This is a genomic window from Streptomyces sp. NPDC055013, from assembly GCF_053608645.1.
Window position 1 is genome coordinate 142831 of record NZ_JBSGVW010000012.1, and the last position, 26142, is coordinate 168972.

Annotated in this window: 30 protein-coding genes; 8 read left to right on the plus strand and 22 right to left on the minus strand. The window is 71.7% G+C overall.

The genetic code is table 11. The features are described 5' to 3' along the window. From ACWGDB_RS17855 to ACWGDB_RS17875, 5 genes are read left to right on the plus strand one after another with little or no spacing between them, the layout of a single operon-like run. Positions 1–1176 (plus strand): ADP-ribosylglycohydrolase family protein, encoded by a 1176-nt coding sequence (locus ACWGDB_RS17855; RefSeq protein WP_453823295.1) that lies wholly within the window; start codon positions 1–3, stop codon positions 1174–1176. Further along, positions 1164–2561 carry an ADP-ribosylglycohydrolase family protein gene (locus tag ACWGDB_RS17860; protein ID WP_453823296.1) on the plus strand — a complete coding sequence of 466 codons (1398 nt, stop codon included), beginning with the start codon at positions 1164–1166 and terminating at the stop codon, positions 2559–2561. Before ACWGDB_RS17855 ends, ACWGDB_RS17860 begins: the two co-directional genes overlap by 13 nt. Further along, the gene (gene rbsK, locus ACWGDB_RS17865; RefSeq protein WP_453823297.1) at positions 2558–3451 is read left to right on the plus strand and encodes a ribokinase; all 894 of its coding nucleotides are present in this window, start codon (positions 2558–2560) and stop codon (positions 3449–3451) included. Before ACWGDB_RS17860 ends, rbsK begins: the two co-directional genes overlap by 4 nt. Continuing rightward, complete coding sequence (locus tag ACWGDB_RS17870) at positions 3448–4674, plus strand: CaiB/BaiF CoA transferase family protein (protein ID WP_453823298.1); 1227 nt, start codon at positions 3448–3450, stop codon at positions 4672–4674. The genes rbsK and ACWGDB_RS17870 overlap by 4 nt, the downstream gene beginning before the upstream one ends. After that, on the plus strand, positions 4671–5504 hold the full coding sequence (locus ACWGDB_RS17875) for an HpcH/HpaI aldolase/citrate lyase family protein (RefSeq protein ID WP_453823299.1): 834 nt from the start codon (positions 4671–4673) through the stop codon (positions 5502–5504). Before ACWGDB_RS17870 ends, ACWGDB_RS17875 begins: the two co-directional genes overlap by 4 nt. A gap of 58 nt (positions 5505–5562) precedes the next feature. Here the strand turns inward: ACWGDB_RS17875 and lgt are convergent, their stop codons facing one another. The 11 genes from lgt to hisI all read right to left on the minus strand — a co-directional run bounded on the left by lgt (position 5563) and on the right by hisI (position 14431). Beyond that, the gene (lgt, locus tag ACWGDB_RS17880; RefSeq protein ID WP_453823300.1) at positions 5563–6546 is read right to left on the minus strand and encodes a prolipoprotein diacylglyceryl transferase; all 984 of its coding nucleotides are present in this window, start codon (positions 6544–6546) and stop codon (positions 5563–5565) included. Positions 6547–6645: 99 nt separating this feature from the next. Next, a complete protein-coding gene (locus ACWGDB_RS17885; RefSeq protein ID WP_427841516.1) occupies positions 6646–7422 on the minus strand; it encodes a DsbA family protein in 777 nt (258 codons plus the stop codon). Between the two features lie 119 nt (positions 7423–7541). Continuing rightward, positions 7542–8360 (minus strand): tryptophan synthase subunit alpha, encoded by an 819-nt coding sequence (trpA, locus tag ACWGDB_RS17890; RefSeq protein WP_383596736.1) that lies wholly within the window; start codon positions 8358–8360, stop codon positions 7542–7544. Further along, the gene (gene trpB / locus ACWGDB_RS17895) at positions 8357–9643 is read right to left on the minus strand and encodes a tryptophan synthase subunit beta (RefSeq protein ID WP_453823301.1); all 1287 of its coding nucleotides are present in this window, start codon (positions 9641–9643) and stop codon (positions 8357–8359) included. Before trpB ends, trpA begins: the two co-directional genes overlap by 4 nt. Positions 9644–9751: 108 nt before the next feature. After that, the gene (gene trpM, locus ACWGDB_RS17900) at positions 9752–9919 is read right to left on the minus strand and encodes a tryptophan biosynthesis modulator TrpM (RefSeq protein ID WP_164932276.1); all 168 of its coding nucleotides are present in this window, start codon (positions 9917–9919) and stop codon (positions 9752–9754) included. Between the two features lie 21 nt (positions 9920–9940). Continuing rightward, a complete protein-coding gene (trpC, locus tag ACWGDB_RS17905) occupies positions 9941–10750 on the minus strand; it encodes an indole-3-glycerol phosphate synthase TrpC (protein ID WP_383596731.1) in 810 nt (269 codons plus the stop codon). A 135-nt stretch (positions 10751–10885) separates the two neighbouring features. Further along, positions 10886–11332: a DUF2752 domain-containing protein gene (locus ACWGDB_RS17910; protein ID WP_453823302.1), complete on the minus strand. Its 447-nt coding sequence runs from the start codon at positions 11330–11332 to the stop codon at positions 10886–10888. A gap of 78 nt (positions 11333–11410) precedes the next feature. Continuing rightward, entirely contained in the window at positions 11411–11659 is a 249-nt protein-coding gene (locus ACWGDB_RS17915) for an HGxxPAAW family protein (protein ID WP_453823303.1), read from the minus strand. Between the two features lie 116 nt (positions 11660–11775). Continuing rightward, complete coding sequence (locus ACWGDB_RS17920; protein WP_453823304.1) at positions 11776–12420, minus strand: TIGR02234 family membrane protein; 645 nt, start codon at positions 12418–12420, stop codon at positions 11776–11778. An 83-nt stretch (positions 12421–12503) separates the two neighbouring features. Continuing rightward, positions 12504–13991 (minus strand): anthranilate synthase component I, encoded by a 1488-nt coding sequence (locus tag ACWGDB_RS17925; RefSeq protein ID WP_453823305.1) that lies wholly within the window; start codon positions 13989–13991, stop codon positions 12504–12506. Positions 13992–14002: 11 nt separating this feature from the next. Continuing rightward, entirely contained in the window at positions 14003–14431 is a 429-nt protein-coding gene (gene hisI / locus ACWGDB_RS17930) for a phosphoribosyl-AMP cyclohydrolase (RefSeq protein WP_453823306.1), read from the minus strand. A gap of 74 nt (positions 14432–14505) precedes the next feature. Between hisI and ACWGDB_RS17935 the strand changes: the two genes are divergently transcribed. Next, on the plus strand, positions 14506–15141 hold the full coding sequence (locus ACWGDB_RS17935; protein WP_453823307.1) for a TIGR03085 family metal-binding protein: 636 nt from the start codon (positions 14506–14508) through the stop codon (positions 15139–15141). A gap of 35 nt (positions 15142–15176) precedes the next feature. Here ACWGDB_RS17935 and ACWGDB_RS17940 read toward each other — a convergent pair whose 3' ends face one another. From ACWGDB_RS17940 to hisD, 11 genes are all read right to left on the minus strand, one after another. After that, positions 15177–15341: a hypothetical protein gene (locus tag ACWGDB_RS17940; RefSeq protein WP_453823308.1), complete on the minus strand. Its 165-nt coding sequence runs from the start codon at positions 15339–15341 to the stop codon at positions 15177–15179. Between the two features lie 69 nt (positions 15342–15410). Further along, positions 15411–16661 carry an MFS transporter gene (locus ACWGDB_RS17945; RefSeq protein WP_453823309.1) on the minus strand — a complete coding sequence of 417 codons (1251 nt, stop codon included), beginning with the start codon at positions 16659–16661 and terminating at the stop codon, positions 15411–15413. A 10-nt stretch (positions 16662–16671) separates the two neighbouring features. After that, entirely contained in the window at positions 16672–17262 is a 591-nt protein-coding gene (locus tag ACWGDB_RS17950) for an ArsR/SmtB family transcription factor (RefSeq protein WP_453823310.1), read from the minus strand. 117 nt (positions 17263–17379) lie between these two features. Continuing rightward, positions 17380–18135: an imidazole glycerol phosphate synthase subunit HisF gene (gene hisF / locus ACWGDB_RS17955; protein ID WP_453823311.1), complete on the minus strand. Its 756-nt coding sequence runs from the start codon at positions 18133–18135 to the stop codon at positions 17380–17382. Continuing rightward, positions 18132–18545: a RidA family protein gene (locus ACWGDB_RS17960; RefSeq protein WP_383596704.1), complete on the minus strand. Its 414-nt coding sequence runs from the start codon at positions 18543–18545 to the stop codon at positions 18132–18134. Before ACWGDB_RS17960 ends, hisF begins: the two co-directional genes overlap by 4 nt. 16 nt (positions 18546–18561) lie before the next feature. Beyond that, positions 18562–19284 (minus strand): bifunctional 1-(5-phosphoribosyl)-5-((5-phosphoribosylamino)methylideneamino)imidazole-4-carboxamide isomerase/phosphoribosylanthranilate isomerase PriA, encoded by a 723-nt coding sequence (gene priA / locus ACWGDB_RS17965; RefSeq protein WP_328882271.1) that lies wholly within the window; start codon positions 19282–19284, stop codon positions 18562–18564. 4 nt (positions 19285–19288) lie between these two features. After that, positions 19289–19933 (minus strand): imidazole glycerol phosphate synthase subunit HisH, encoded by a 645-nt coding sequence (hisH, locus tag ACWGDB_RS17970; RefSeq protein ID WP_453823312.1) that lies wholly within the window; start codon positions 19931–19933, stop codon positions 19289–19291. Further along, complete coding sequence (locus ACWGDB_RS17975) at positions 19930–20094, minus strand: hypothetical protein (protein WP_362378252.1); 165 nt, start codon at positions 20092–20094, stop codon at positions 19930–19932. Before ACWGDB_RS17975 ends, hisH begins: the two co-directional genes overlap by 4 nt. A 3-nt stretch (positions 20095–20097) precedes the next feature. Next, positions 20098–20691, minus strand: coding sequence for an imidazoleglycerol-phosphate dehydratase HisB (hisB, locus tag ACWGDB_RS17980; RefSeq protein ID WP_030951295.1), 594 nt, complete (start codon positions 20689–20691; stop codon positions 20098–20100). After that, on the minus strand, positions 20688–21824 hold the full coding sequence (locus ACWGDB_RS17985) for a histidinol-phosphate transaminase (protein ID WP_453823313.1): 1137 nt from the start codon (positions 21822–21824) through the stop codon (positions 20688–20690). The genes hisB and ACWGDB_RS17985 overlap by 4 nt, the downstream gene beginning before the upstream one ends. Further along, on the minus strand, positions 21821–23146 hold the full coding sequence (gene hisD / locus ACWGDB_RS17990) for a histidinol dehydrogenase (protein WP_453823314.1): 1326 nt from the start codon (positions 23144–23146) through the stop codon (positions 21821–21823). Before hisD ends, ACWGDB_RS17985 begins: the two co-directional genes overlap by 4 nt. 192 nt (positions 23147–23338) lie before the next feature. On the opposite strand from hisD, the gene ACWGDB_RS17995 reads away from it, so the two are divergent. Next, entirely contained in the window at positions 23339–24931 is a 1593-nt protein-coding gene (locus ACWGDB_RS17995) for an oxidoreductase (RefSeq protein WP_453823315.1), read from the plus strand. A 160-nt stretch (positions 24932–25091) separates the two neighbouring features. Further along, entirely contained in the window at positions 25092–26141 is a 1050-nt protein-coding gene (locus tag ACWGDB_RS18000; RefSeq protein ID WP_453823316.1) for a hypothetical protein, read from the plus strand. Position 26142: the final 1 nt, after the last annotated feature.

Below are 26142 nucleotides of genomic sequence, written 5' to 3' on the forward strand. Positions count from 1 at the left end.
ATGACGCCCAAAGCAGAAGAAAGCAGTGGTCCGCGTCTCGATGAGCGGATCACCGGCGCCCTGGTCGGAGCGGCGGTCGGCGACGCCCTCGGCGGCCCGGTGGAGGGCTACTCCCCCGACCAGATCCTTCAGCGCCACGGCGGCCGTGTCCACGGCATCGTCGGTCCCTGGAACGGCGACGCCTGGCGCACGGCCCGCCCCATCGCGCCGTATCACAAGGGCGACGGGCACGTCACCGACGACACGTTGATGACGCATGCGCTGATCCGCGTCTACGGGACGGTCCGCGACCACCTCGACGCGTACGCGATCGCCGACCACCTGGTCCCGGACCTGATGACGAACCCGCGCTGGATCCCGGAACTGGAGTCGGAGGCCCTCCCTCTGCACCGCATCTTCCTGGCGGAGAAGTGGCTGGTGACGCGCCTCCACTACGGGCACGTGGACCCGCGTGAGGCGGGCGTCGGCAACATCGTCAACTGCGGTGCCGCGATGTACGTGGCCCCGGTCGGCCTGGTCAACGCGGCCGATCCGAGGGCGGCGTACGCCGAGGCGCTGGACATCGCGGGCGCCCACCAGTCGTCGTACGGCCGTGAGGCGGCGGGCGTCTTCGCGGCGGCGGTGGCAGCGGCGTGCACGCCGGGGGCGACACCGGACTCGGTCGTCACGGCCTGTCTCTCCCTGGCCAAGGACGGCACGCGGACGGCCATCGAGAAGGTCTGCGAAGCGGCAAGCCCCCACAGCGACTTCGAGTCTGCCCTGGCGCCGCTCCGGGAGGCGGTCATCCCGTACGACACGGTCGGCCCCGACTATCGACAGCCTTCCCTCGGCGCCCGTCGCCCCTCCCGCCTGCACGCCATCGAGGAACTCCCCATCGCCCTGGGCATGTTGCTGGTAGCGAATGGCGACTTCCGCCAAGCGGTCCTGGGCGCCGTGAACTACGGCCGCGACTGCGACTCCATCGCCACGATGGCCGGCGCCCTGTGCGGTGCCCTGGGCTCACCGCCCCCTGAGGACTGGTCGAAGACGGTCGCGGAGGCCAGCCGCCTCGACCTCTGGGAACCGGCGCGCACGCTGACCGAGGTGACGAGAGAGATCCACGCCCGTGACGTCCGCCGACGCCGTGCACACGAGGCGGCCCTCACCGCACTGGAGGGCCGAGCATGCTCCGACTGACCTGGGTCCAGCCGGAGGACCTGCTCGGCCACGAACTGCGCCAGGCGGCCCTGGACGGCAGGGAGCCGTCGAGGATCGCGGCGAGGTGGACGGCGGCGGGCGGCGGACAGGCCCCACTGCGGGCGGGCTCGTCCGCGGAGCCCGCGTCGAGATATCTGCGGACACTGGCCAAGGACCTGCTGGACGAACTGGCGGACCTGCCCAGCAGGTTGAAGGACGACGAGCCGACGGATCTGGACAAGATCAAGTCCCGGTGCCCGGACTGGCCGAACGATCCCGGCACGTCCGCGGCACCGCCCCCTCCCACGCGCTACGAGGCCGCCTGGCTCGGCCGGGCCGTCGGCTGCCTCCTGGGCAAGCCCGTGGAGAAGCTCCCCCTCGAAGCCATCCGCCAACTGGCCGCATCCACCGGCAACTGGCCCCTGAGCACCTATTTCACCGCTCGTGGCGTTCCCGAGGACCTCCTCACCGCCCACCCGTGGAACCGCCGCTCGGCGACCACCTCCCTCGCCGAGAACATCGACGGCATGCCCGAGGACGACGACCTCAACTACCCCCTGCTCAACCTCCTGCTGCTGCAACGCCACGGCAAGACCTTCACCACCACCGACGTGGCCCGCCTCTGGCTCGACGAACTCCCGCCCGGCCGCACGTTCACGGCCGAGCGCATCGCCCACCGCAACCTCCTCCTCGGCATCGAGCCCCCGCACACGGCCCGGCACCGCAACCCCTTCCGCGAATGGATCGGCGCCCTCATCCGCGCGGACGTCCACGGCTGGACCAACCCCGGCGCCCCGGCCGCCGCAGCGCAACAGGCCCACCGCGACGCCACCCTCACCCACACCGCCAACGGCGTCTACGCGGCGATGTACACGGCCGCGGTCATCGCACAGGCAGCGACGGCGACCGGCGCCCAGGACATCCACGCCTGCCTGCGCACCGGCCTCACCGTGATCCCCCCGGGCTCCCGTCTGGCGGAGGCGATCCGCCACGCCGTCCGACTCGCCCGGACCCACGAGGACTTCGACACGGTCGTCGACGAACTTCACGCCGTCCACGCGGACACCCACCACTGGGTCCACGCCATCCCCAACACCGCCCTGATCACCGCCGCCCTCACCCACGCGGACGGCGACTTCACCGGTTCCATCTGCCGTGCCGTGTCGGGAGGTTGGGACACCGACTCCAACGGCGCGACCGCAGGCAGCATCGCCGCCCTCCTCGCCGGCACCCCCACCGCCCTCCCCGACCGCTGGACGGCCCCCCTCAAGAACCGCCTCACCACCTCCGTCGCCGACTTCAACGGCACCGGCTTCGACACCCTCGCCCGGCTGACGCACGAGCTGACCCACCGACTCACCCCCTTGGAGGCCGCTCACCCATGACCGACATCGTCGTGCTCGGCAGCACGAACATGGACCTCGTCACGTACGTCGAGAAGGCCCCGCAGCGCGGCGAGACCGTGACGGGCCGGGAGTTCCGTACGATCCCCGGCGGCAAGGGCGCCAACCAGGCGATCGCGGCGGCCCGCGCGGGCGGCAACGTCCTGATGATCGGCGCCGTCGGCAACGACGCCTACGGCACCCACCTGCGCTCCACCCTCGAACACTCCGGCGTGGACACCGACGACCTCCGCACGGCCGAGGGCCCGTCCGGCACCGCGCACATCGTCGTGGACGACGAGGGCGGCAACGCGATCGTCGTGATCCCCGGCGCGAACGGCACACTGGACCATCTCAGCCCCGGCGACGAGGGCGTCATCGCCTCCGCCGACACGCTGCTGCTGCAGCTGGAGATCCCGCTGGCCGCGGTCCTCGCCGGCGCACAGGCGGCCCGCCGGCACGGCGTCCGTACGATCCTCACCCCGGCGCCCGCCCAGCCACTGCCCCGCGAACTCCTGGCCGCCATCGACCTGTTGGTCCCCAACGAGCACGAGGCCACCGCCCTCACCGGCCGCACCGACCCCCGCGAGGCGGCCACCGCGCTGCTCGACCAGGTGCCCGAGGTGGTCGTCACGCTGGGCGCGTCCGGCAGCCTGTACGCCACCCGCGGCGCGGACCCCCTGACCGTCCCCGCCCCGAAAGTCACCGCTGTCGACTCCACCGGCGCCGGCGACACCTTCGTGGGCGCCCTCGCGGTGGCCGTCGGCGAAGGGCGTCCGATGCGGGAGTCGCTGAGATGGGCGGCCGAGGCAGCCGCGCTGTCGGTCCAGCGGGAAGGTGCCTCGGTGTCGATGCCGTACCGCCCCGAGATCGAGGAACGGTACGCGTCATGACCGGGACATCGCGGGCAACCCGGGTGACGGAGGCAGCCGAGGCGCCCCTGTCCGGCCTCCGCGTCCTCGACCTGGCCACCCTCTTCGCCGGCCCCCTCGCCGCCACGATGCTGGGCGACTTCGGCGCGGAGGTCGTCAAGGTCGAGCACCCCGAGAAGCCCGACCCCTCCCGCGGCCACGGCCCGTCGAAGGACGGCGTCGGCCTGTGGTGGAAGGTCCTCGGCCGCAACAAGCGCACGATCACCCTCAACCTCTCCAAGCCCGGCGGCCGCGCCACCCTCCTGCGCCTGGTCGCCACCGCGGACGTCGTCATCGAGAACTTCCGCCCCGGCACCCTGGAGAAATGGGACCTCGGCTGGCCGGAGCTGTCCGCCGCCAACCCCCGCCTGGTCCTCGCCCGCATCACCGGCTTCGGCCAGTTCGGCCCCTACGCCCACCGGCCCGGCTTCGGCACCCTCGCCGAGGCGATGAGCGGCTTCGCCGCGCTCACCGGCGAACCGGACGCGCCCCCGACGCTCCCGCCGTTCGGCCTGGCCGACTCGATCGCGGGCCTCGCCACCGCGTACGCCGTGATGACGGCCCTGGCCGCGCGCGAGCGCACCGGCGAGGGCCAGGTCGTCGACATGGCCCTCATCGAACCGATGCTGCTGGCGCTCGGCCCGCAGGCGACCTGGTACGACCAACTGGGCTACGTCCAGGAACGCACCGGCAACCGCTCCGCCAACAACGCCCCGCGCAACACGTACCGCACCGCGGACGGCACCTGGGTCGCCGTCTCCACCTCGGCCCAGTCGATCGCCGAGCGCGTGATGCACCTGGTGGGGCGCCCCGAACTGATCGACGAGCCGTGGTTCGCGACGGGCGCCGACCGGGCCCGCCACGCCGACGTCCTCGACAAGGCGGTCGACGACTGGATCGCCCGCCACACCCGCGCCGACGTCCTCGCGGCCTTCGAGAAGGCGGAAGCGGCGGTCGCCCCGATCCAGGACGTACGGGACGTGATGACCGACCCGCAGTACGCGGCCCTCGACACCATCACCACCGTCGCCGACCCCGAACTGGGCCCGCTCCGCATGCAGAACGTCCTCTTCCGTCTCTCCGCCACTCCCGGCACGATCCGCTGGGCAGGCCGCCCGCACGGCGCGGACACCGACGAGATCCTCACCGACCTGGGCCTGACCTCCTCCGAGCTGGCGGCCCTGCGCGAGGAGGGCGCCCTGTGACGCCCTACCCCCTGACCTGGCTGTACGCCCCCGGCGACCGCCCCCATGTGGTGGCCAAGGCCCTGACGTCCGGCGCCGACATCGTCATCGTCGACCTGGAGGACGCCGTGGCTCCGGACCGCAAGGACTACGCCCGGTCGGCCACCGCAGACCTGCTCGCCGAACCGGAGCATCCCGTCCCCGTCCATGTCCGTGTGAACGCCCTGGACACCCCGGCGGCCGCCAAGGACCTGGAGGCCCTGGCCACCCGCCCCGGCCTGTCCGGCATCCGCCTGCCCAAGGTGCGGTCCGCCGACCAGATCGTCCACCTCGCGGAGACCACACCTCCCAGCGCGGGGGGCGCCCCGCCGCTGCACGCGCTGCTGGAGTCGGCCCTGGGCATCGAGCGCGCGTACGCGATCGCCTCCGCCCATCCGTCCCTGCGCGGGATCGCCCTCGGCGAGTCGGATCTGCGGGCCGACCTGGGCATCCGGGGCGACGCGGGCCTCGACTGGTCCCGCTCCCGGGTCATCGTCGCGGCCAGGGCAGCGGGCCTGGCCCCACCGCCCCAGTCGGTCCACCCCGACATCCGCGACCTGGACGGCCTGGCGGCAACCTGCGCGCACGGCCGTGCCCTGGGCTTCCTGGGCCGTACGGCCATCCACCCGCGCCAGCTCCCGGTGATCGAACGCGCCTACCTCCCCACGGAGGAGGAGCTGGCACAGGCAGAGACGATCATCAAGGCGGCGGCGACGAACCGGGGCGCCCAGGCCCTCCCGGACGGAAGCTTCATCGACGCGGCGGTGGTCGCGACGGCACAGCGCACGCTGTCCCTGGCCCGCCGCACCTGAACACGCGAAGAGGGCGCCCGGGGTTACCCGGGCGCCCTCTTCGACGTACTGCCGACCGTCAGCTCTTCTTGGCCGACTCGGCCTCGTCGCCGGCTTCCTTCTTGCTCTCCGCGTCCGACGCGTCGGAGTCGTCGGACGCCTCCGGGACTTCATCGGAGCGCTCCGAGGCTTCCGCATCGGCCTTCTCGCCGTCGGCCTCGTCACCGCCCTCGACCGCACCGTCGGCGGCACCCGGCTCCACGATCTCTTCCCGGCCGGGCCGCTTCCTCGCGGACACCACGAAGTAGGTCACCGCCAGCAGGAACACGATCAGCGCGGTCCAGACGTTCAGCCGCAGGCCCAGGATGTGGTGGGCGTCGTCGACCCGCATGTACTCGATCCACGCGCGCCCCGCGCAGTACGCGGCGACGTACAGCGCGAACGCCCGGCCGTGGCCCAGCTTGAAGCGGCGGTCGGCCCAGATCACCAGCAGCGCGACGCCGATGCACCACAGCGACTCGTACAGGAACGTCGGGTGGTAGGTGCCCGGCACCCGCCCGTCCGTCGAGGACGTGATCTCCAGCGCCCACGGGAGGTCGGTCGGCCGCCCGTACAGCTCCTGGTTGAACCAGTTGCCCCAGCGGCCGATCGCCTGGGCGAAGGCGATGCCGGGGGCGACGGCGTCGGCGTACGCGGGCAGCGGGATGCCACGGCGGCGGCAGCCGATCCACGCGCCCAGCGCGCCGAAGGCGATGGCGCCCCAGATGCCGAGGCCGCCCTCCCAGATCTTGAAGGCGTCCACCCAGTCACGGCCCTCGCTGAAGTACAGCTGGTAGTCCGTGATCACGTGGTAGAGGCGCCCGCCGACCAGGCCGAACGGCACGGCCCAGACCGCGATGTCGGCCACCGTGCCGGATCGCCCGCCCCGGGCGATCCAGCGTTTGTTGCCGAGCCAGACGGCTACGAAGACACCGATGATGATGCAGAAGGCGTAGCCGCGCAGCGGAATGGGACCGAGGTGGATCACCCCGCGCGACGGGCTGGGAATGTAGGCAAGTTCCATGGCAAGGTCGACGCTACCCTGCCGGGCGGCAGCGATGTCAGGCAGCCCGGCTACGGGTCCATAACAGGCAGTGTCCGCAACCGGCCCTGCCCGTCGGGGTCACCCCTTGGCGGCCTCCTCCACCATCTGCTTCAGCTTGGCCGGGGTCATCGTCTGGTCCTGGTAGATGTTCTTGCCGTTCAGCAGCACCGTCGGCGTGCCGCTGAAGCCGCCCTTCTTGAATGCCTCGTTGGACTTGTCGACCCAGCTGTTGTGGGTGCCGTCCTCGACGCACTTGCGGAAGGCGGGCGTGTCCAGGCCCTTCACCTTGCCCGCGAGCTCCAGGAGCTTGCTGTTCTCGGCGAAGGCGTCGTCGGGCTCGGGGGGCTGGTTCTGGAACAGCACGTCGTGGTACGGCGTGAACTTCCCGGCGTCCTGGGCGCAGGCCGCGGCGTTGGCGGCATTGCGCGAGCCGGTGCCGCCCATGTTGCCGTCGATGATCGTCGCCAGGTGGTAGTCGACCCTGAGTTGGCCGGCGTCCGTCAGCTCATGGATCGTCGACCGGTACGCGTCCTCGAAGGACTTGCAGGCCGGGCAGCGGAAGTCCTCCCAGATCGTGAGCGTCGACTTGGCGCTCTCCTCGCCGACCGGGATCGCGAGGCCGTCCTTGCCCTGCGCCCCCGAGGGCCCCACGACCGGGCCCGCCGACTCGCTGCTGTCGTCCTTGCCGGCGTTCGCCGCGACGACTCCGATCACCGCCGCGAGTCCGAGGACGCAGACGACGCTCGCGCCCACGATCAGCGCGCGGCGCCGCTTGTCGGCGGCCTTCTGCTTCTCACGCTCGACCGCCAGCCGCTCCCGGGCGGTCCGCTTTCCGTCACGATTCTTTTCGCTCACACCCGCAGAACGAACCGGGGAGGCGCTGCGCGCCTCCCCGGCCTCAGGTCCACCCGTTCGAGCGACTCGTACGGAAGACCCTTCGTCTGAAGATGTATTCCGCTGCCGCGAACTCCTGCCTACGCCTGCCCGCGCACGCCCTTCGCCAGCTCACCGGCGAGCGCCCGCACGGCCTCGACACCGGCCGCGTCGTCCGGCGCGTCCAGCATCCGCTTGACGAAGGCCGAGCCGACGATCACGCCGTCGGCGAAACCGGCGACCTCGGCGGCCTGCCTGGCGTCGGAGACACCGAGCCCGACGCAGACGGACAGGTCGGTGCCCGTGGCCCGGGTCCGCTCGACCAGGTCCTGGGCCTGAGCGCCTACGGACTCGCGAGTGCCGGTGACGCCCATCAGCGAGGCGGCGTAGACGAAGCCGCTGCCCGCCGCGGTGATCTGCGCGAGCCGCTCGTCCTTGCTGCTGGGCGCCACGACGAAGACCGTCGCGAGCCCGTGCTTCTCGGCGTGCTCCCGCCACAGGGCGGACTCCTGCACGGGCAGGTCGGGCAGGATGCAGCCCGCTCCGCCCGCTTCCGCCAGTTCGGCGGTGAAGCGCTCGACGCCGTAGCGGTCGATGGGGTTCCAGTACGTCATGACGAGGATCGGCTTCCCGGTGGCCTCGTGCGCCTCGCGGACGGTGCGCATGACGTCCGCGATCTTGACCCCGCCCTTGAGGGCGATGTCGTCGGCGGTCTGGATGACGGGGCCGTCGAGGACGGGGTCGCTGTGCGGCAGACCGACCTCGACGACGTCCGCGCCCCCGTCGAGTGCGGCCTTGATCGCCTCGATGCCGCCGTCCACGGTGGGGAACCCGGCCGGGAGGTAGGCGATGAGCGCGGAGCGGCCCTCCGCCCTGGCGGCGCGCAGGGTGTCCGTCAACAGCTGGATGTTTCCGCTCACTTGGCGTCCCCCTGGATCTCGGCGGCGCCGCCGTTGGCGTCGGCGGCGACCTCGGCGTCGGTGTCGTAGAGGCCGAAGTAACGGGCGGCCGTGTCCATGTCCTTGTCACCGCGCCCGGACAGGTTGACGACGATCAGCCCGTCCCTGCCCAGCTCCCGGCCGACTTCGAGGGCCCCGGCGAGCGCGTGGGCGCTCTCGATGGCCGGGATGATGCCCTCGGTCTGCGACAGCAGGCGCAGCGCCTGCATGGCGGCGTCGTCGGTGACCGCGCGGTACTCGCCGCGGCCGCTGTCCTTGAGGTAGGAGTGCTCGGGGCCGATGCCCGGGTAGTCCAGGCCGGCCGAGATCGAGTACGGCTCGGTGATCTGACCCTCGTCGTCCTGCAGGACGTAGGAGCGGGAGCCGTGCAGGATGCCGGGCTCGCCCGCGGTGAGGGTGGCCGCGTGCTCGCCGCTCTCCACGCCGTGGCCCGCCGGTTCGCAGCCGATCAGGCGTACGTCCGTGTCGGGGATGAAGGCGTGGAACAGGCCGATGGCGTTGGAGCCGCCGCCGACGCAGGCGACGGCGGCGTCGGGGAGACGGCCTGCGCGCTCCAGGAGCTGGCGGCGGGCCTCGACGCCGATGACGCGGTGGAAGTCGCGGACCATCGCCGGGAAGGGGTGCGGGCCGGCGACCGTGCCGAAGAGGTAGTGCGTGTGGTCGACGTTGGCGACCCAGTCGCGGAACGCCTCGTTGATGGCGTCCTTGAGGGTGCGGCTGCCGGACTTCACGGCGATGACCTCGGCGCCGAGCATGCGCATCCGGGCCACGTTGAGGGCCTGACGCTGGGTGTCGATCTCGCCCATGTAGATGGTGCAGTCGAGGCCGAACAGTGCGCAGGCCGTCGCCGTCGCGACGCCGTGCTGGCCGGCGCCGGTCTCGGCGATCACGCGGGTCTTGCCCATGCGCTTGGTGAGCAGGGCCTGGCCGAGCACGTTGTTGATCTTGTGGGAGCCGGTGTGGTTGAGGTCTTCCCGCTTCAGGAAGATCCGTGCGCCACCGGCGTGTTCGGCGAACCTCGGCACCTCGGTGAGGGAGCTGGGGCGGCCGGTGTAGTTCACCAGCAGGTCGTCGAGCTCACGGGCGAACTCGGGGTCGTGCTTGGCCTTGTCGTACTCGACGGCCACCTCGTCCACGGCGGCGACGAGGGCCTCCGGGATGAACTTGCCGCCGAAGGCGCCGAAGTAGCCTTCGGGGGTGGGGACTTGACCCTCCGGGTCGGGGATGAAGAAGTCGCTGGGCATGCGTGTACCTCACGGTGAGTGCGTGGAAAAGACACTGATCGCCGTGGGGGCGGGGTTTGTCCGTTGACTGCGGGCTCGATGTGGCTTGTCGCGCAGTTCCCCGCGCCCCTATAGGGCGCGCTGCCATCGACGGCCGTTTACCTGCCCAGGTTCGTCCCCGATGACGTATCGGACCCGACGGCCATGCACGCGTCGCGCGGGCGCACGGCAGCCACGGGGGCGGCAGCCGCGCGCGAGGCGGGCGTACCTGTCCGTGGTCGTCGTCGTGAGCGTCATCGGGGCAAGCCTAGCGAAAGATCAGCTGCGGCCGTGCCGCAGTGCGGGGTGCTCGCCCGCTGCCACCAGGTCGGAGACCGCCGACTTCGGGTCCTTGCCGGTGACGAGGGACTCGCCGACCAGGACCGCGTCGGCGCCGGCGTTGGCGTAGGCGATGAGGTCGTGGGGGCCGCGGACGCCCGATTCGGCGATCTTGACGAGGTTGTCCGGGATCTCGGGTGCGATGCGCTCGAACGTCCCGCGGTCGACCTCCAGGGTCTTCAGATTCCGCGCGTTGACGCCGATGATCTTCGCGCCCGCGTCCACGGCACGCTCGACCTCGTCCTCGTCGTGCACCTCGACCAGCGGGGTCAGGCCGATGGACACCGCGCGCTCGATCAGCGACTCCAGCGCCGACTGGTCGAGGGCCGCGACGATCAGCAGGGCGAGGTCGGCGCCGTAGGCCCGGGCCTCCCAGAGCTGGTACGACGTGACGATGAAGTCCTTGCGCAGGACCGGGATGTCCACGCGCGCGCGGACCGCCTCCAGGTCGGCCAGCGAGCCGCCGAAGCGGCGCTGTTCCGTCAGCACGGAGATGACGGCCGCGCCACCCGCCTCGTAGTCCGCGGCGAGTCCGGCCGGGTCGGCGATCGCGGCCAGCGCGCCCTTGGAGGGGCTGGAACGCTTGACCTCGCAGATGACCTTGACGCCGTCGCCCTTGAGCGCGGCGACCCCGTCCTTGGCCGCGGGCGCCTTCGCCGCGCGCTCCTTGAGCTCGTCGAGGCTGACGCGCGCCTGCCGCTCCGCGAGGTCGGCACGGACTCCGTCGATGATCTCGTCGAGCACACTCACGCGAGCGGCCCCCTTCCAGACGGTTGACTGAGAAAGCGGTACGAAACCTATGGTCACTGCGATGGTATCCGCAGGAGGGCGTAGGCCTCGCATCCGGTTGACGCCGGTCCCACTACCTGGACGTTCTCCAGTTGATCAAGGATGTAGCCAGCCACCGAACGGCAGGTTCCGGACAACCGTGAAGACCAGCAGCAACGCGCCCGCGGCCCACAGCTGCACCGGCCCGAGATCGATCCTGAACGGCCGCCCGCGCACCGCACGGACCACCCAGACGGTCCACAGCACGGCGAAGAGCCCGTAGCCGATGACGGCAAGCGCGTTGTCCTGGAGCGCCGCCAGGACGTCCCCGTGCGCGACGGCGTGCGCACTGCGCAGTCCGCCGCAGCCGGGGCAGTAGATGCCGGTGAGCTGCAACAGCGGACAGGCGGGGTAGTGACCGGGCTCGTTCGGGTCGACGGCACCGACGTACGCGAAGGCGCCGACGACGGCCGCGAGGATCCCCGCCGGGACGGCCAGCCGTGCGAGCACACTCCCCGCGCCGGGCCGCGTCACCCTCTGGCTGTTGGCGTTCACACCATGCATTGTGCCCGCACACGCGTGAGGGGCGCCCACCGCGCCCTGTTCGGCGCCGGGTCGCCCCTCAGCGAAGTCGTACGCGTGTCAGCTCTCGACGCTCGCCGGCTCGCGCTGCTGCTCGATGAGCGCCTCGTGCGCGTCCTTGGGCTGGCCGAGGCCCATGCCGCGCATGATCCAGCCGACGACGCCGCCGAGGACCACGACAGCCAGGCCGGCCCAGAAGCCCGCGGGCTGAGCCAACACCATGAAGGCGCCGGAGACGCAGAAACCGATGAAGGCGATCGTGACACCGGTCCAGGCGGCCGGGGTGTGACCGTGGCTGCTGCCCGCCATTGCTTGCTCCTCGTTGCTGTGTACGTGTCGTACGTGGTTGAGCCGGTCGCTCGCAGTCATTGTCCCGCACGCGTGCGCGTGCGGTGATCGGGGGTCACGGCGCGCCCGGACGGGTCTCAGGATCCGGTCGGGTCCTCGCCCCGGTCCAGGGCCTTCCACAGCTCCTCGGGCCGGTCGGGGTCGGTGGCCGGGGCCTTCCTGCCGCGCGGCCGGGGTGCGCCGGAACGCTCGTAACGGCCGGACATGCCGGGCCACAGCCGGCCATAGCGCAGGGCCAGCAGTCCGGCGAGCAGGATCAGGGCGCCGCCGACGGCCGCGACGTACGGCCAGGCGGTGTGGGTGAGCGCCTGGACGGTGGCCGAGGTGTCGCCGGAGGCCTGCGCGGCCTTCTCGTCCAGCGCGGAGCTGTCGGAGGCGCCGAGCAGGGCCGCGGCGACGGTGCCGGCGCCGGAGAGCGCGAGCAGTCCGGCGACCATGAAGCGGCCGGCCCGGCGGACGGCGAAGACGGCGACGAGCGCGGCGAGCCCCACTATGGCCAGGGCCGCGGGGACGCCCGTGACGTCGCTGCCCTTGGCGGTCAGGGGGAAGGCGCCGCCGGGCACCATCGCGGTGCCCTCCGACCAGAGCTGCCGGGTGGAGAGCAGCGCCACGGCCGCGCCGAGCGCACCGCACAGCAGGGCGACGGCGAGGCTCACACGGCCGGCCCGGGCGGAAGCCGGGGCTTCGGAACGGGGAGAAGGAACAGCAGTCACGTACCCCACTATCACCCGAACCCCGAATGATCAGACACCCGGGGTTCAGGTGACGGCCGCCACCCGGGTCCGCGGACGGCGGCTGCGAGGGGTCACTTGAGCCGGTTGGCGGTGTGCACGGCCCGCAGGACGGCGGCCGCCTTGTTGCGGCACTCGGTGTCCTCGGAGACGGGGTCGGAGTCGGCGACGATGCCCGCGCCCGCCTGGACGTAGGCGGTGCCCTCCCGCAGCAGGGCCGTACGGATCGCGATGGCGGTGTCGGAGTCGCCCGCGAAGTCGAGGTAGCCGACGCAGCCGCCGTACAGCCCCCGTCGGGACGGCTCGAGTTCGTCGATGATCTGCATCGCGCGGGGCTTGGGGGCGCCGGAGAGGGTGCCGGCCGGGAAGCAGGCCGTCAGGACGTCGAAGGCGGTGCGGCCCGGCGCGACGCGGCCCGTCACCGTCGAGACGATGTGCATCACGTGGGAGTAGCGCTCGATGGACATGAAGTCGACGACCTCGACCGAACCCGGCTCGCAGACCCGCCCCAGGTCGTTGCGGCCCAGGTCGACCAGCATGAGGTGCTCGGCGCGCTCCTTGGGGTCGGCGAGCAGTTCGTCGGCGAGGGCCTGGTCCTCCTGCGGGGTCGCCCCGCGCCACCGGGTGCCGGCGATGGGGTGGACCATGGCCTGCCCGTCCTCGACCTTCACCAGGGCCTCGGGGGACGAGCCGACGACGTCGAAGCCGTCGAAGCGGAAGAGGTACATGTACGGCGACGGGTTGGTCGCCCTGAGGACCCGGTAGACGTCCAACGCGCTTGCCGTGCACGGCGTTTCGAAGCGCTGGGAGGGGACCACCTGGAAGGCCTCGCCGGCCCGGATGCGCTCCTTGATGTCCTCGACGGCCTCCTGGAAGTCCTCGCCGCCCCACAGTGCGGTGTACTCGGGGAGCTCCGAAGGCGGCAGCACCGCCGGGGGCTGGGCGACCGCGCGCGAGAGGTCGGCCTGCATGGCGTCGAGGCGGGCGATCGCGTCCGCGTAGGCCTCGTCGACGCCCGTGTCGAGGTCGTTGTGGTTGATCGCGTTGGCGATCAGCAGGACGGAGCCCTCCCAGTGGTCCATGACGGCGAGGTCGCTGGTGAGCAGCATGGTCAGCTCGGGCAGCTTGAGGTCGTCGCGCTCGCCGGGGCCGATCTTCTCCAGGCGGCGCACGATGTCGTAGCCGAGGTAGCCGACCATGCCGCCGGTGAAGGGCGGCAGGTTCAGGTCGTGGGCGAGGTCGCGCGGGGTGTGCAGGGCCTCGATGGTGGCGCGCAGGGCGGCGAGCGGGTCGCCCTCGACGGGGACGCCGACGGGCGCGGCGCCGAGCCAGTGGACCTGTCCGTCGCGCGTGGTGAGCGTGGCCGCGGAGCGGACGCCCACGAACGAGTAGCGGGACCAGGACCGGCCGTTCTCCGCGGACTCCAGCAGGAAGGTGCCGGGGCGCTCGGCGGCGAGCTTGCGGTAGAGCGCGACCGGGGTGTCGCCGTCGGCGAGGAGCTTGCGGGTGACCGGAATGACGCGGCGGTCGGTGGCCAGCTTGCGGAAGGTCTCAAGGTCCATGGCGGCTGACCCTACTGATCCGTGGCCGGTGCGCCGGAATCGTGGCCGGGAGCGCCGGCTGGGCCGTCCTTGAGCAGCACGTCCTCGTCGAAGCAGGTGCGCGCGCCCGTGTGGCAGGCCGCGCCCACCTGGTCGACCTGGACGAGCACGGTGTCGGCGTCGCAGTCCAGGGCCACGGACTTCACCCACTGGAAGTGGCCGGAGGTGTCGCCCTTGACCCAGTACTCCTGGCGGCTGCGCGACCAGTAGGTGCAGCGGCCGGTGGTGAGCGTGCGATGCAGCGCCTCGTCGTCCATCCAGCCGAGCATGAGCACCTCTCCGGTGTCGTACTGCTGGGCGATGGCGGGCAGGAGCCCGTCCGCGCTGCGCTTGAGGCGGGCGGCGATCTCGGGGTCCAGCGGACTGGGCTGACGGGGCGTGCTGGTGGTCATGCATGCCATTGTGCCGCGCGCGACTGACAGTGACGGCCCGCTGTCCATTGGGCGGACCCGGTACGCGGTCGTAGGCTGACTCCATGTCGACTTTCGCCAAGCGTGAACGACTTCTCCTCGCCGACCTCTTGGAGGCCGAGGGCCCCGAGGCACCAACCCTCTGCGAGGGCTGGACGACCCGTGATCTGGCCGCGCACGTGGTGGTGCGCGAGCGCCGCCCCGACGCCGCCGCCGGCATTCTGATCAAGCAGCTCGCGCCGCGCCTGGACAAGGCCATGGAGGAGTTCGCGGCCAAGCCGTACGAAGAGCTGATCCAGCTCATCCGCACCGGCCCGCCGCGCTTCTCGCCGTTCCAGCTCAAGCAGATCGACGAGGCGTCCAACACGCTCGAGTTCTACGTCCACACGGAGGACGTCCGCCGCGCTCAGCCGGACTGGACGCCGCGCGAGCTCGACCCGGTCTTCCAGGACGCCCTCTGGTCCCGCCTGGAGCGCTCCGCCCGCCTGATGGGCCGCACCGCCCCGACCGGCCTGGTGCTGCGCCGCCCCGACGGCCAGACGGCGGTGGCCCACCGCGGCACCCCGGTCGTCACGGTGACCGGCGAGCCCTCGGAACTGCTGCTGTTCTCCTACGGCCGCCAGAGCGCCGCCAAGGTCGAGCTGGACGGCGACAAGGACGCGATCGCCCAGCTGCACGAGACGAAGCAGCTCGGGATCTAGCCGGCGCTCAGAAGGCGGCTCGCGGTCTGCGCCGGTCAGCGAGGCAGCTCCGCCCGGCGCAGGCTCCCCGCGCACAGGCCGACCGCCCCGCCGGTGCGGGAGAAGGTCAGCGTGGCGACGCCGAGGCAGAAGAGGTTCGCCACGGACGTGACACGGCCGACGTAGACCCCGCCGGACTCGACCTGCACCAGCGCCCGCACAGGACGCCGCCCAACCCGGAGATCAGGCCGACGGACAGGGCAACGGCGCCGACGCTCCGGTCCGCGCCGTCAGCGAGGCAGTTCCGCCCGGCGCAGGCTCCCCGCGCACAGGCCGACCGCGCCGCCGAGCCCGCAGACCAGGGCGCTGGCGACGAAGACCGGGCCGGTGCCCCACAGGCCGATCGCGGCGCCGGTCAGGGGGAAGGTCAGCGGGGCGACGCCGAGGCTGAAGAAGTTCGCCACGGACGTGACACGGCCGACGTAGGCCCCGCCGGACTCGGCCTGCAGCAGCGCCCCGCACAGGACGCCGTTCAGTCCCGAGATCAGGCCGATGGACAGGGCCACGGCGACGGCGGTCTCGATGTTCGGCACGAAGGCCAGGGTGCCGATAGCCACCGCGCTGACCACGCCGGACACGGACAGCACGAGCCCCGCGCGCGGGACGCGGCCGCGCCTGGTGAGGAACAGCGAGGCCGCCCCCGCCCCCGTGCCGAACCCGGCGAGCACCCAGCCGACTCCCCCGGCGCCCCAGCCGCGTTCGTCGGCGAGCAGGGCCAGGCCGACGTTGAGCGGGCCGACGAAGCCGAGGTCGCTGAGCGCGATGACGACGATCAGCGGTAGCAGGACGCGGTGGCCGCGTATGTGGCGCAGACCGCCGGTCAGGTCGCTCCACGCGCTGCCACGCGCGTGTGCGTCGTCCGCGGGCCGCTTCGCCACCCGGAGCGCGATCAGCAGCGGCAGGGAGGCCGCGAACAGCAGCCCGGCCAGGCCGAACGCCCCCGCGGTGCCCCCCAGTGCCACGCCGAGGCCGCCGAGCGGGGCGCCGACGACGTTGGCCAGCCGGACGGCGAGGCTGCGCATGCCGTGCACCCGGGCGAGCTGTCCGCGTCCGGTGATCCGGGTCGGCAGGGCGCCCAGCGCGGGCATCATCACCGCGTCGACCGCCCCGAAGACCAGCGCCAGCGCGGCCAACGGCCACAGCCCCGGCCGGCCGACGAGCAGCAGCCCGGCGACCGCGAGAACGGCCGCGCAGCGCACGGCGTCGCTGCTGATCAGGACCCTGCGCGGGCCGAACCGGTCGGCGACCACTCCCCCGCCCAGCATCAGCACGGCCCGCGGCACCGCACTCAGCGCGGTGACCAGACCGGCCTGGGCGGGCGTACCGGCCTGGACGGCTGTCCAGGACAGGGCGAGGTAGTAGACGTTGTCGCCGATGGCCGATGACGCGTACGCGCCGAGCCAGCGCAGCACGTTGGGGTCGCGGTGGGCGGCACGCTCAGCCCCGGTGACGGTCGCGGAGCCGGTCTGCGTCGAAGCCACGTCGGTCCTCTCAGGGCCGGAACGGGAAGGCGTACGTGTGCACCGCGACGTTCTCGCGGCCCTCGCTGTCACCGGCGGCGTCGGCGGCCCGGCCCTGCTCGTCGTACCGGCGCAGGAGAGCCAGCAACTCCTTGTTCAGCTCGGCCAGTTCGTCCGCCGTGAGCCGCAGGCTGGACTCGGAGGACTCGGCCGCCCGGTTCCACTCGGGGCCCCAGTGGGCGCGCTCGTCGAGCCAGCGCCGGTACATGTCCGTGCGCTGCTCGGCGAAGAGCCGGCTCGCCGCGGTGTGCGCGGCCGCCTTCTCGGGGGCGTCACGGAAGTCCTCGTCGCGGATGCGCACACCGTCGGAGGCGGGCCGCCACCAGCGCTCACGCCCGTCGGCGCGCTGCGGCTCGGCCTCCTCGATGAGCCCGTGTTCGGCGAGTTTGCGCAAGTGGTAACTGACCAGCGACACCGCCTCGTCGACCTGCTCGGCCAGCTGTGATGCGGTGGCGACCTGGGCGATCGTCAGCCCGCGGAGCAGCTTCATCCGCAGCGGATGGGCGAGCGCCTTGAGGGTGCCCAGGTCGGTGATGCGGCGGTCTCTCTCCTTGTCCGTCATACCCTCACCGTAGATACGAAAGGAAAGTTGCACAATATTTTTTGCGCAACTTTCCTTTCGCATCTGAGGGCGAGAAAGCCCCGGCCGCTTCCAGCACGGCCGGGGCTCAGCCCGATGTCAGCGGACGGGGTGCCCCGCCGTCCGCAGCGTCTCCTTCACCTCGCCGATCCGCAGATCCCCGAAGTGGAACACCGACGCCGCCAGCACCGCGTCCGCCCCCGCCTCGATGGCCGGGGGGAAGTCGGTGAGCCTGCCGGCGCCGCCGGAGGCGATCACCGGAATCGTCACGTGCTTGCGTACGGCCTGGATCATCTCCAGGTCGTAGCCGTCCTTCGTGCCGTCCGCGTCCATCGAGTTGAGCAGGATCTCGCCCGCGCCCAGCTCGGCCGCGCGGTGCGCCCACTCGACGGCGTCCATGCCGGTGCCGCGACGGCCACCGTGGGTGGTCACCTCGAAGGTGCCCTCGGGCGTGCGCCGCGCGTCGACCGACAGCACCAGCACCTGCCGCCCGAACCGCTCGGCGATCTCACGGATCAACTCGGGGCGCGCGATGGCGGCGGTGTTGACGCCCACCTTGTCCGCGCCCGCCCGCAGCAGCTTGTTCACGTCCTCGGCCGTGCGGACACCGCCGCCGACCGTCAGCGGGATGAACACCTGCTCGGCGGTGCGGCGCACCACGTCGTAGGTCGTCTCCCGGTTGCCGGACGACGCGGTGATGTCCAGGAACGTCAGCTCGTCGGCGCCCTCGGCGTCGTACACCTTGGCCATCTCGACGGGGTCGCCCGCGTCGCGCAGGTTCTGGAAGTTGACGCCCTTGACGACCCGGCCGTTGTCCACGTCCAGGCAGGGGATGACTCGGACCGCCAGGCTCATGAGACCGGCTCCTCCAACGTCCTTCTGAATGCTTCTATTTCCACTTCGACCAGGATGCGCGAGTCCACGAACCCCTCGACGACCAGCAGCGTCGAGACGGGGCGCACGGCGTCGAAGAACTCCTTGTGGGCCCGGCCCACGGCCTCCACGTCACGCGCGTGGGTGAGGTACATCCGCGTACGGACCACGGACCCGACGTCGAGCCCGAACTCGCCGATCGCCTCGACCGCGTTGGCGAAGGCCACCTTGGCCTGTTCGTACGGGTCGCCCTCGCCGTACAGCACGTCGCCCTTGAAGGACGTCGTGCCCGCGACCAGGACCCGGTCGCCCGCCGCCACGGCACGTGCGAAACCGAAGGACTCTTCCCAGGGACTTCCGCTCTGCACGCGCCGCACGGCATCCGACGTCATGACACTGTGTCCGTTTTCACGACGTGGCCTCCAAGGCCTCTTCCAGGGTGAACGCCTTCGCGTACAGGGCCTTCCCGACGATGGAGCCCTCGACACCGAGGGGGACCAGCTCGGCGATGGCCCGCAGGTCGTCCAGCGAGGAGACCCCGCCGGAGGCGACCACCGGGCGGTCCGTCGCCGCGCAGACGTTCTTCAGCAGCTCCAGGTTCGGGCCCTGGAGCGTGCCGTCCTTGGCGATGTCGGTGACGACATAGCGGGCGCAGCCCTCGTTGTTGAGGCGCTCCAGCGTCTCGTAGAGGTCGCCGCCGTCACGGGTCCAGCCGCGGCCGCGGAGCGTGGTGCCCCGTACGTCCAGGCCCACCGCGATCTTGTCGCCGTGCTCGGCGATGACCTTGGCGACCCAGTCGGGGGTCTCCAGCGCGGCCGTACCGAGGTTCACGCGCGTGCAGCCCGTGGCGAGCGCGGCGGCCAGCGAGGCGTCGTCGCGGATGCCGCCGGACAGCTCGACCTTGATGTCCATCGCCTTCGCGACCTCGGCGATCAGGTCGCGGTTGTCGCCGGTGCCGAAGGCGGCGTCCAGGTCGACCAGGTGCAGCCACTCGGCGCCCGAGCGCTGCCAGGCCAGGGCGGCCTCCAGCGGCGAGCCGTAGGAGGTCTCGGTGCCGGACTCGCCGTGCACGAGGCGGACGGCCTGGCCGTCGCGGACGTCTACGGCGGGGAGGAGTTCGAGCTTGGCCATGTCTCTACAGGCTTCCGATCCAGTTGGTGAGCAGCTGCGCTCCGGCGTCGCCGGACTTCTCGGGGTGGAACTGCGTGGCCCACAGGGCGCCGTTCTCCACGGCGGCCACGAAGGGCTTGCCGTGCGTCGACCAGGTGACCTGCGGCGCGGTCATCAGCGGGTTCTCGGTCTCCAGGGTCCAGTCGTGGACCGCGTAGGAGTGCACGAAGTAGAAGCGCGCGTCCGCGTCCAGCCCGGCGAACAGCTCGGAGCCGGCGGCCACGTCCACGGTGTTCCAGCCCATGTGGGGCACGATGTCGGCCTGCAGCGGCTCAACCGAGCCGGGCCACTCGCCGAGGCCCTCGGTCTCGACCCCGTGCTCGATGCCGCGCGCGAACAGGATCTGCATGCCGACGCAGATGCCCATCACCGGGCGCCCGCCGGACAGCCGTCGTTCGACGATCCAGTCGCCGCGGGCCTCCTTCAGGCCCTGCATGCAGGCGGCGAACGCGCCGACGCCCGGTACCAGCAGGCCGTCGGCGTTCATGGCCCTGTCGTAGTCACGCGTGATCTCGACGTCGGCTCCCGCGCGCGCGAGGGCGCGTTCGGCGGACCTCACGTTGCCGAAGCCGTAGTCGAAGACGACGACCTTCTTCGAAGAAGCGCTCAATTCCACACCTCCAGCCTCAGGACACCCGCGACGAGACACATCGCGGCGCCTATGGAGAGCAGCACGATGAGGCTCTTCGGCATCTGCTGCTTGGCGAACGAGATGATGCCGCCGACCAGGAACAGGCCGACGACGATCAGGATGGTGGACAGCCCGTTCATCGGTTACAGCGCGCCCTTCGTCGAGGGAAGGATGCCCGCCGCGCGCGGGTCCCGCTCGGAGGCGTACCGCAGGGCCCGCGCCAGCGCCTTGAACTGGCACTCGACGATGTGGTGGGCGTTGCGCCCGTACGGCACGTGCACGTGCAGCGCGATCTGCGCCTGGGCGACGAAGGACTCCAGGATGTGCCGGGTCATCGTGGTGTCGTACTCGCCGATCATCGGCGCCATCTTCTCGGGCTCGGTGTGCACGAGGTAGGGGCGGCCGGAGAGGTCGACGGTGACCTGGGCGAGCGACTCGTCCAGCGGAACCGTGCAGTTGCCGAAGCGGTAGATCCCCACCTTGTCGCCGAGTGCCTGCTTGAAGGCGGCGCCCAGCGCGAGGGCGGTGTCCTCGATGGTGTGGTGGGAGTCGATGTGCAGGTCGCCCTCGGTCTTCACGGTCAGGTCGAACAGACCGTGCCGGCCGAGCTGGTCGAGCATGTGGTCGTAGAATCCGACGCCTGTCGACACGTCGACCTTGCCGGACCCGTCGAGATCGATCTCGACGAGGACCGAGGTCTCCTTCGTCACCCGCTCTATGCGGCCTACGCGGTTCATGCGCTCTGCTCCTCCGGGGGTGCGGGGGTGTCCCCCACGAAACTCAGTAGTTCACGTACGGCGTCGAGGAACGCGTCGTTCTCCTCGGGGGTTCCGGCGGTCACCCGCAGCCAGCCGGGCACGCCGTTGTCCCGGACCAGGACGCCCCGGTCGAGGATCTGCTGCCAGACGACATGGGCGTCGTCGAAACGCCCGAACTGCACGAAGTTGGCGTCCGACGCGGTGACCTCGTAGCCGATCGCCAGCAGCTCGGTGACCAGCCGGTCCCGCTCCTTCTTCAGCTGCTCGACGTACTTGAGCAGCGTGTCGGTGTGCTCCAGGGCGGCCAGCGCGGTCGCCTGGGTGACGGCCGACAGGTGGTAAGGCAACCGTACGAGCTGGACGGCGTCCACGACCGCCGGGTGCGCGGCGAGATAGCCGAGGCGCAGGCCGGCGGCGCCGAAGGCCTTCGACATCGTCCGGGAGACGACGAGATTCGGCCGACCTTCGAGCAGCGGCAGCAGCGAGTCGCCGTGGCTGAACTCGACGTAGGCCTCGTCGACGACGACCATCGACGGCTTGGCGGCCTGCGCGGCCTCGTACAGCGCGACGACCGTCTCGCGCGGGACCGCGTTGCCCGTGGGGTTGTTGGGGGTGGTGATGAAGACGACGTCGGGCCGGTGCTCGGCGATCGCCTTCTCGGCGGCCGCGAGGTCGATCGTGAAGTCGTCGTTGCGGGGGCCGGAGATCCAGCCGGTGCCGGTGCCGCGCGAGATGAGGCCGTGCATCGAGTACGACGGCTCGAAGCCGATCGCCGTACGGCCCGGTCCGCCGAAGGTCTGCAGCAGCTGCTGGATGACCTCGTTGGAGCCGTTGGCCGCCCACACGTTGGCCAGGCCCACGTCGTGACCGGACGTGTCCGTCAGGTACTTGGCGAGCTGCGTGCGCAGCTCCACGGCGTCCCGGTCGGGGTAGCGGTTGAGGTTCCGGGCCGCCTCACGCACCCGCTCCGCGATCCGCTCGACCAGCGGCTCGGGCAGGGGGTACGGGTTCTCGTTGGTGTTCAGCCGTACGGGGACGTCCAGCTGGGGCGCGCCGTAGGGGGACTTGCCGCGCAGCTCGTCCCGTACGGGGAGATCGTCGATGCCTGTCACTTGCTCTCGGGTACCTTCCAACCGAACCTGGCCTTGATCGCCGCACCGTGCGCCGGCAGGTCTTCCGCCTCCGCCAGCGTGACCACGTGATGCGCGACCTCGGCCAGCGCGTCCTTCGTGTAGTCGACGATGTGGATGCCGCGCAGGAAGGACTGGACGGACAGGCCCGAGGAGTGGCAGGCGCAGCCGCCGGTGGGCAGCACGTGGTTGGAGCCGGCGGCGTAGTCACCGAGCGAGACCGGTGCCCAGGGGCCGATGAAGATCGCGCCGGCGTTGCGCACCCGGTCGGCCACGGCGGCCGCGTCGGCCGTCTGGATCTCCAGGTGCTCGGCGCCGTACGCGTCGACGACCTTGAGGCCCTCGTCGACACCGTCGACCAGGACGATCGCGGACTGCCTGCCCTTGAGGGCCGGGACGATCCGGTCGTCGATGTGCTTGGTGGCCGCGATCTGCGGCTCCAGCTCCTTGGCCACCGCGTCCGCGAGTTCCACGGAGTCGGTGACGAGCACCGCAGCGGCGAGCGGGTCGTGCTCGGCCTGGCTGATCAGGTCGGAGGCGACGTGCACCGGGTCGGCCGTCGAGTCGGCCAGGACCGCGATCTCGGTCGGGCCCGCCTCGGCGTCGATGCCGATCTTGCCGGTGAAGTAGCGCTTGGCGGCGGCGACCCAGATGTTGCCGGGGCCGGTGACCATGTTGGCGGGCGGGCAGGACTCGGTGCCGTACGCGAACATCGCGACAGCGGTCGCGCCACCGGCCGCGTACACCTCGTCGACGCCCAGCAGCGCGCACGCGGCGAGGATCGTCGGGTGCGGCAGGCCGCCGAACTCGGACTGGGCCGGAGAGGCCAGCGCGACCGACTCGACGCCGGCCTCCTGAGCGGGCACCACGTTCATGATCACGGAGGACGGGTAGACGGACCGGCCGCCGGGCGCGTACAGCCCGACGCGGTCGACGGGCACCCACTTCTCGGTCACCGAGCCGCCCGGCACGACCTGGGTCGTGTGCGTCGTACGGCGCTGCTCGCGGTGGACGAGACGGGCGCGGCGGATGGACTCCTCCAGGGCCGCGCGCACGGCCGGGTCGAGTTCCGCGAGGGCCTTTTCGAGCGCCTCGGCGGGCACGCGTACCTGGTCGAGCCGGACCCCGTCGAACTTCTCCGCGAAGTCGATCAGCGCCGCGTCGCCCCGATGATGCACGGCCTCGCAGATCGGACGCACCTTCTCCAGGGCGGCCGAGACGTCGAAGTCGGCTCGGGGCAGCAGGTCGCGCAGAGCGGGGCCCTCGGGAAGGGCGTCGCCGCGCAGATCGATTCGGGAGATCACGGGCTCAATTCTCTCAGACCCGCGTCCGGCACCGTTCGCGCGTATCAATGGCTGATACAGAACCCTCCAGGAACCCGGAAGATCACCTTCACGTCTAGCGTTCGGGGCGTTACTCAGCGGGCATTGAACGGTTGTACGAAACCCGTGAGTAGCCACTGCGGAACCAGCGGAACCAAGGGGGATGGACGAGACGTGACCGAAGGCGCCGGCCTCCGCGACGGAGACCTGCCGGACGACCTGCCGAACGACCTGACCGCCGCCGAACTCGGCATGTGGCAGGCCTTCCGCAACGGCAGTGTGTACGACCTGAGCAGCGGCGACACCGTCGTCGACGATCCGCACGGCGGGCATCCCTGGGGAGACGAGCGGACGGTACGCGCGCGTATCGTCTGCTGGCTGCTGCTGGACGGCCCGCCCGCCCTCGCCGGCCGGGTCTCCGCGCTGAAGCTGGTCGGCGTGCGGATCAGCGGCACGATGGACCTGGCGGGCGGCACGGTGGAGCCGTACGTCGAGATGCGCCGCTGCCGCTTCGACCGGGAGATCCTGCTGCCGGAGGCCCGCTTCACGACCCTGCGGCTGGTGGACTGCGCGGTGCCGCGCCTGGAGGCCGCCCGCGTGAACACCGAGGGCGACCTGCACCTGCCGCGCTGCCGCTTCCACAACGGCGTACGGCTCACCGACGCCCACATCGGCACGGATCTGCTGCTCAACCAGGCGATCGTCTACCGCGACCGCAGCGGCCGCTCGATCGCCGCGGACGGCATCAGCGTCGGCCAGGACCTCCAGGCCGAGATGCTGGAGTCGCACGGTGAGCTGAGCCTGCGCGGCGCCAGCATCGGCGTGTCGCTGAGCCTGCGGGGCGCGCGGCTGGTCAACCCGTACACGCGGCTCGCGCTGAACGCCCCGCAGCTGACCGTCGGGCGCACCCTGTACCTGACCCCGGCGGGCGTCGGCAGCAGCCCGCTGCTGAGCGGCCGTACTCCCGCGCGCGGGACGCGCATCCAGCGGTTCGAGTGCCAGGGCGGGGTGCGGCTCGACGACGGGCGCTTCGGGGACGCGGTCGACCTGGAGCGGGCCCGGTTCACCTTCACCGACGAGCAGGAGCTGTCGCTGCGCCGCATCCAGACGCCCGAGCTGCGCTTCCTCGGCGAGCGGGCGGAGCGCGGCGGCGTGGTGCTGTCCGGGGCGCGGGTCGTCAACCTGATGGACCGCGCCGACGCCTGGCCGGGCCCCGGCCGGCTGCACATGGGCGGCTTCCAGTACGAGAACCTGGTGCCGCGCGGTCCGTTCCCGCTGGAACGTCGGCTGGAGTGGGTGACCGCCGCGACCGCCGAGTACAACCCGGAGCCGTACGAGCGGCTGGCCACCGTGCTGCGGGCCGGCGGCGAGGACGAGGACGCGCGCGAGGTGCTCCTCGCCAAGCAGCGCCGCCGCCGCGAGACCCTGCCACCGGCCGCCAAGCTCGTGGGATACGCCCAGGACTGGATGGTCGCGTACGGCTATCGGCCCGGCCGGGCGGCGGTGTGGATGGCCGTGCTCTGGGCGGCGAGTTCGGTGGCCTTCACCTACGCCGACCCACCGCCGCTCAAGGGCGGCGAGCATCCGGCCTGGAACCCGACCCTGTTCGCCCTCGACCTGCTGCTTCCCGTGATCGACCTCGGCCAGGTCGGGTTCTGGCAGCTGAGCGGCGCCTGGCAGTGGCTGGCGGCGGCAATGATCCTGCTGGGCTGGATCCTGGCGACGACGGTGGCAGCAGGGGCGACACGGATGCTGCGCCGGAGCTGAGACTGCTGAGGCCGATGAGGATGATGTGACCGCAGGGGCGAAGATATAGATGTCGGACAGTTGTTGAACAGTGGACCTTTACCTGTTCTTGACCTGATGGCGTACAACTTTCCACGTCTTGCCCGTTCCCTCTGGCGCGGGCGTGACCAGCGGTCCTTCAATGGTCGACACCATGGCTCTGCTGCCCCCGTTCGGCCGGGCGTCCCGGACGACAAGGACCGTAGAACACCACGCCGTCGGTCTCCCCGTCGACGACGAGGTGCTCCTCGACGCGCCCGACGACCGCCTCGGACCCGCGCTGGTCGCGGCCGGGCGGGGCGCGTACGACACCGCCGCCGAGTTGCTCGCCACCACGCGGCACCAAGCGCGGTGGGACCACCGCGACGGATACGCGCTGCGCCTGGCGGCCTTCGCGCGCTCGCGTCCGGAGTGGCTGGATGCCTGGTACGCCGCCGCCCCGCACGATCCGGACGTCCTGCTGGTCAGGGCCCAGGTCGCCGTGGACCACGCCTGGCAGTCACCGGCCCGCGCCGAACTGCTGCGTGGGGTGAGCCCGCTGATCACCGCCGCCGCCCGCGCCGACGACCGCGACCCGGTGCCCTGGCGGATCGCGCTGGACCACGCGCGCGGCTCACGCGCCGGGCACACCTACTTCGGGGAGCTGTGGGAGGCGGCCCTGCGCCGCGCCCCGCTCCACTACGGCTGCCATGTGGCCGCCCTGCGCTATCTGGCCTCGTCCTGGCACGGCTCCCACCGCGAGTGCCTCGACTTCGCCGACCGGGCCGCACAGGACGCCCCGGCCGACTCCCTGGTGCAGGCCCTGCCGACCCGGGCCGTGCTCTCGTACCTGAACGACGGCTGCGGTCCCGGGGTGCCGCCCGAGCGGCTGGACGCGGCGGCCGACCGGGCGATCGCGCTGTCCGCCCGGTTCCCGGCGGCCGACCTCTGGCCGGCCGCGATCCGCAACAAGCTGACGTGCGTCCTGGTGCGGCTGGGCCGGTGGGAGGACGCCCTGGAGCAGCTGCGTCTGATCGGCCCGTACGCCACCTCCTTCCCCTGGAGCCGGTTCTCGGACGATCCGCTGGGCGGGTTCCTGGAGGTGCGCGACGAGGTGCGGCGGCGGGCGGCCGCCTCCGCGCGGGCTCGCGGTGCCCGTGGCGGACATCCACCAGGTGGGCTCGCCGGACGCGTTCACTCTGGCGACCACTAGG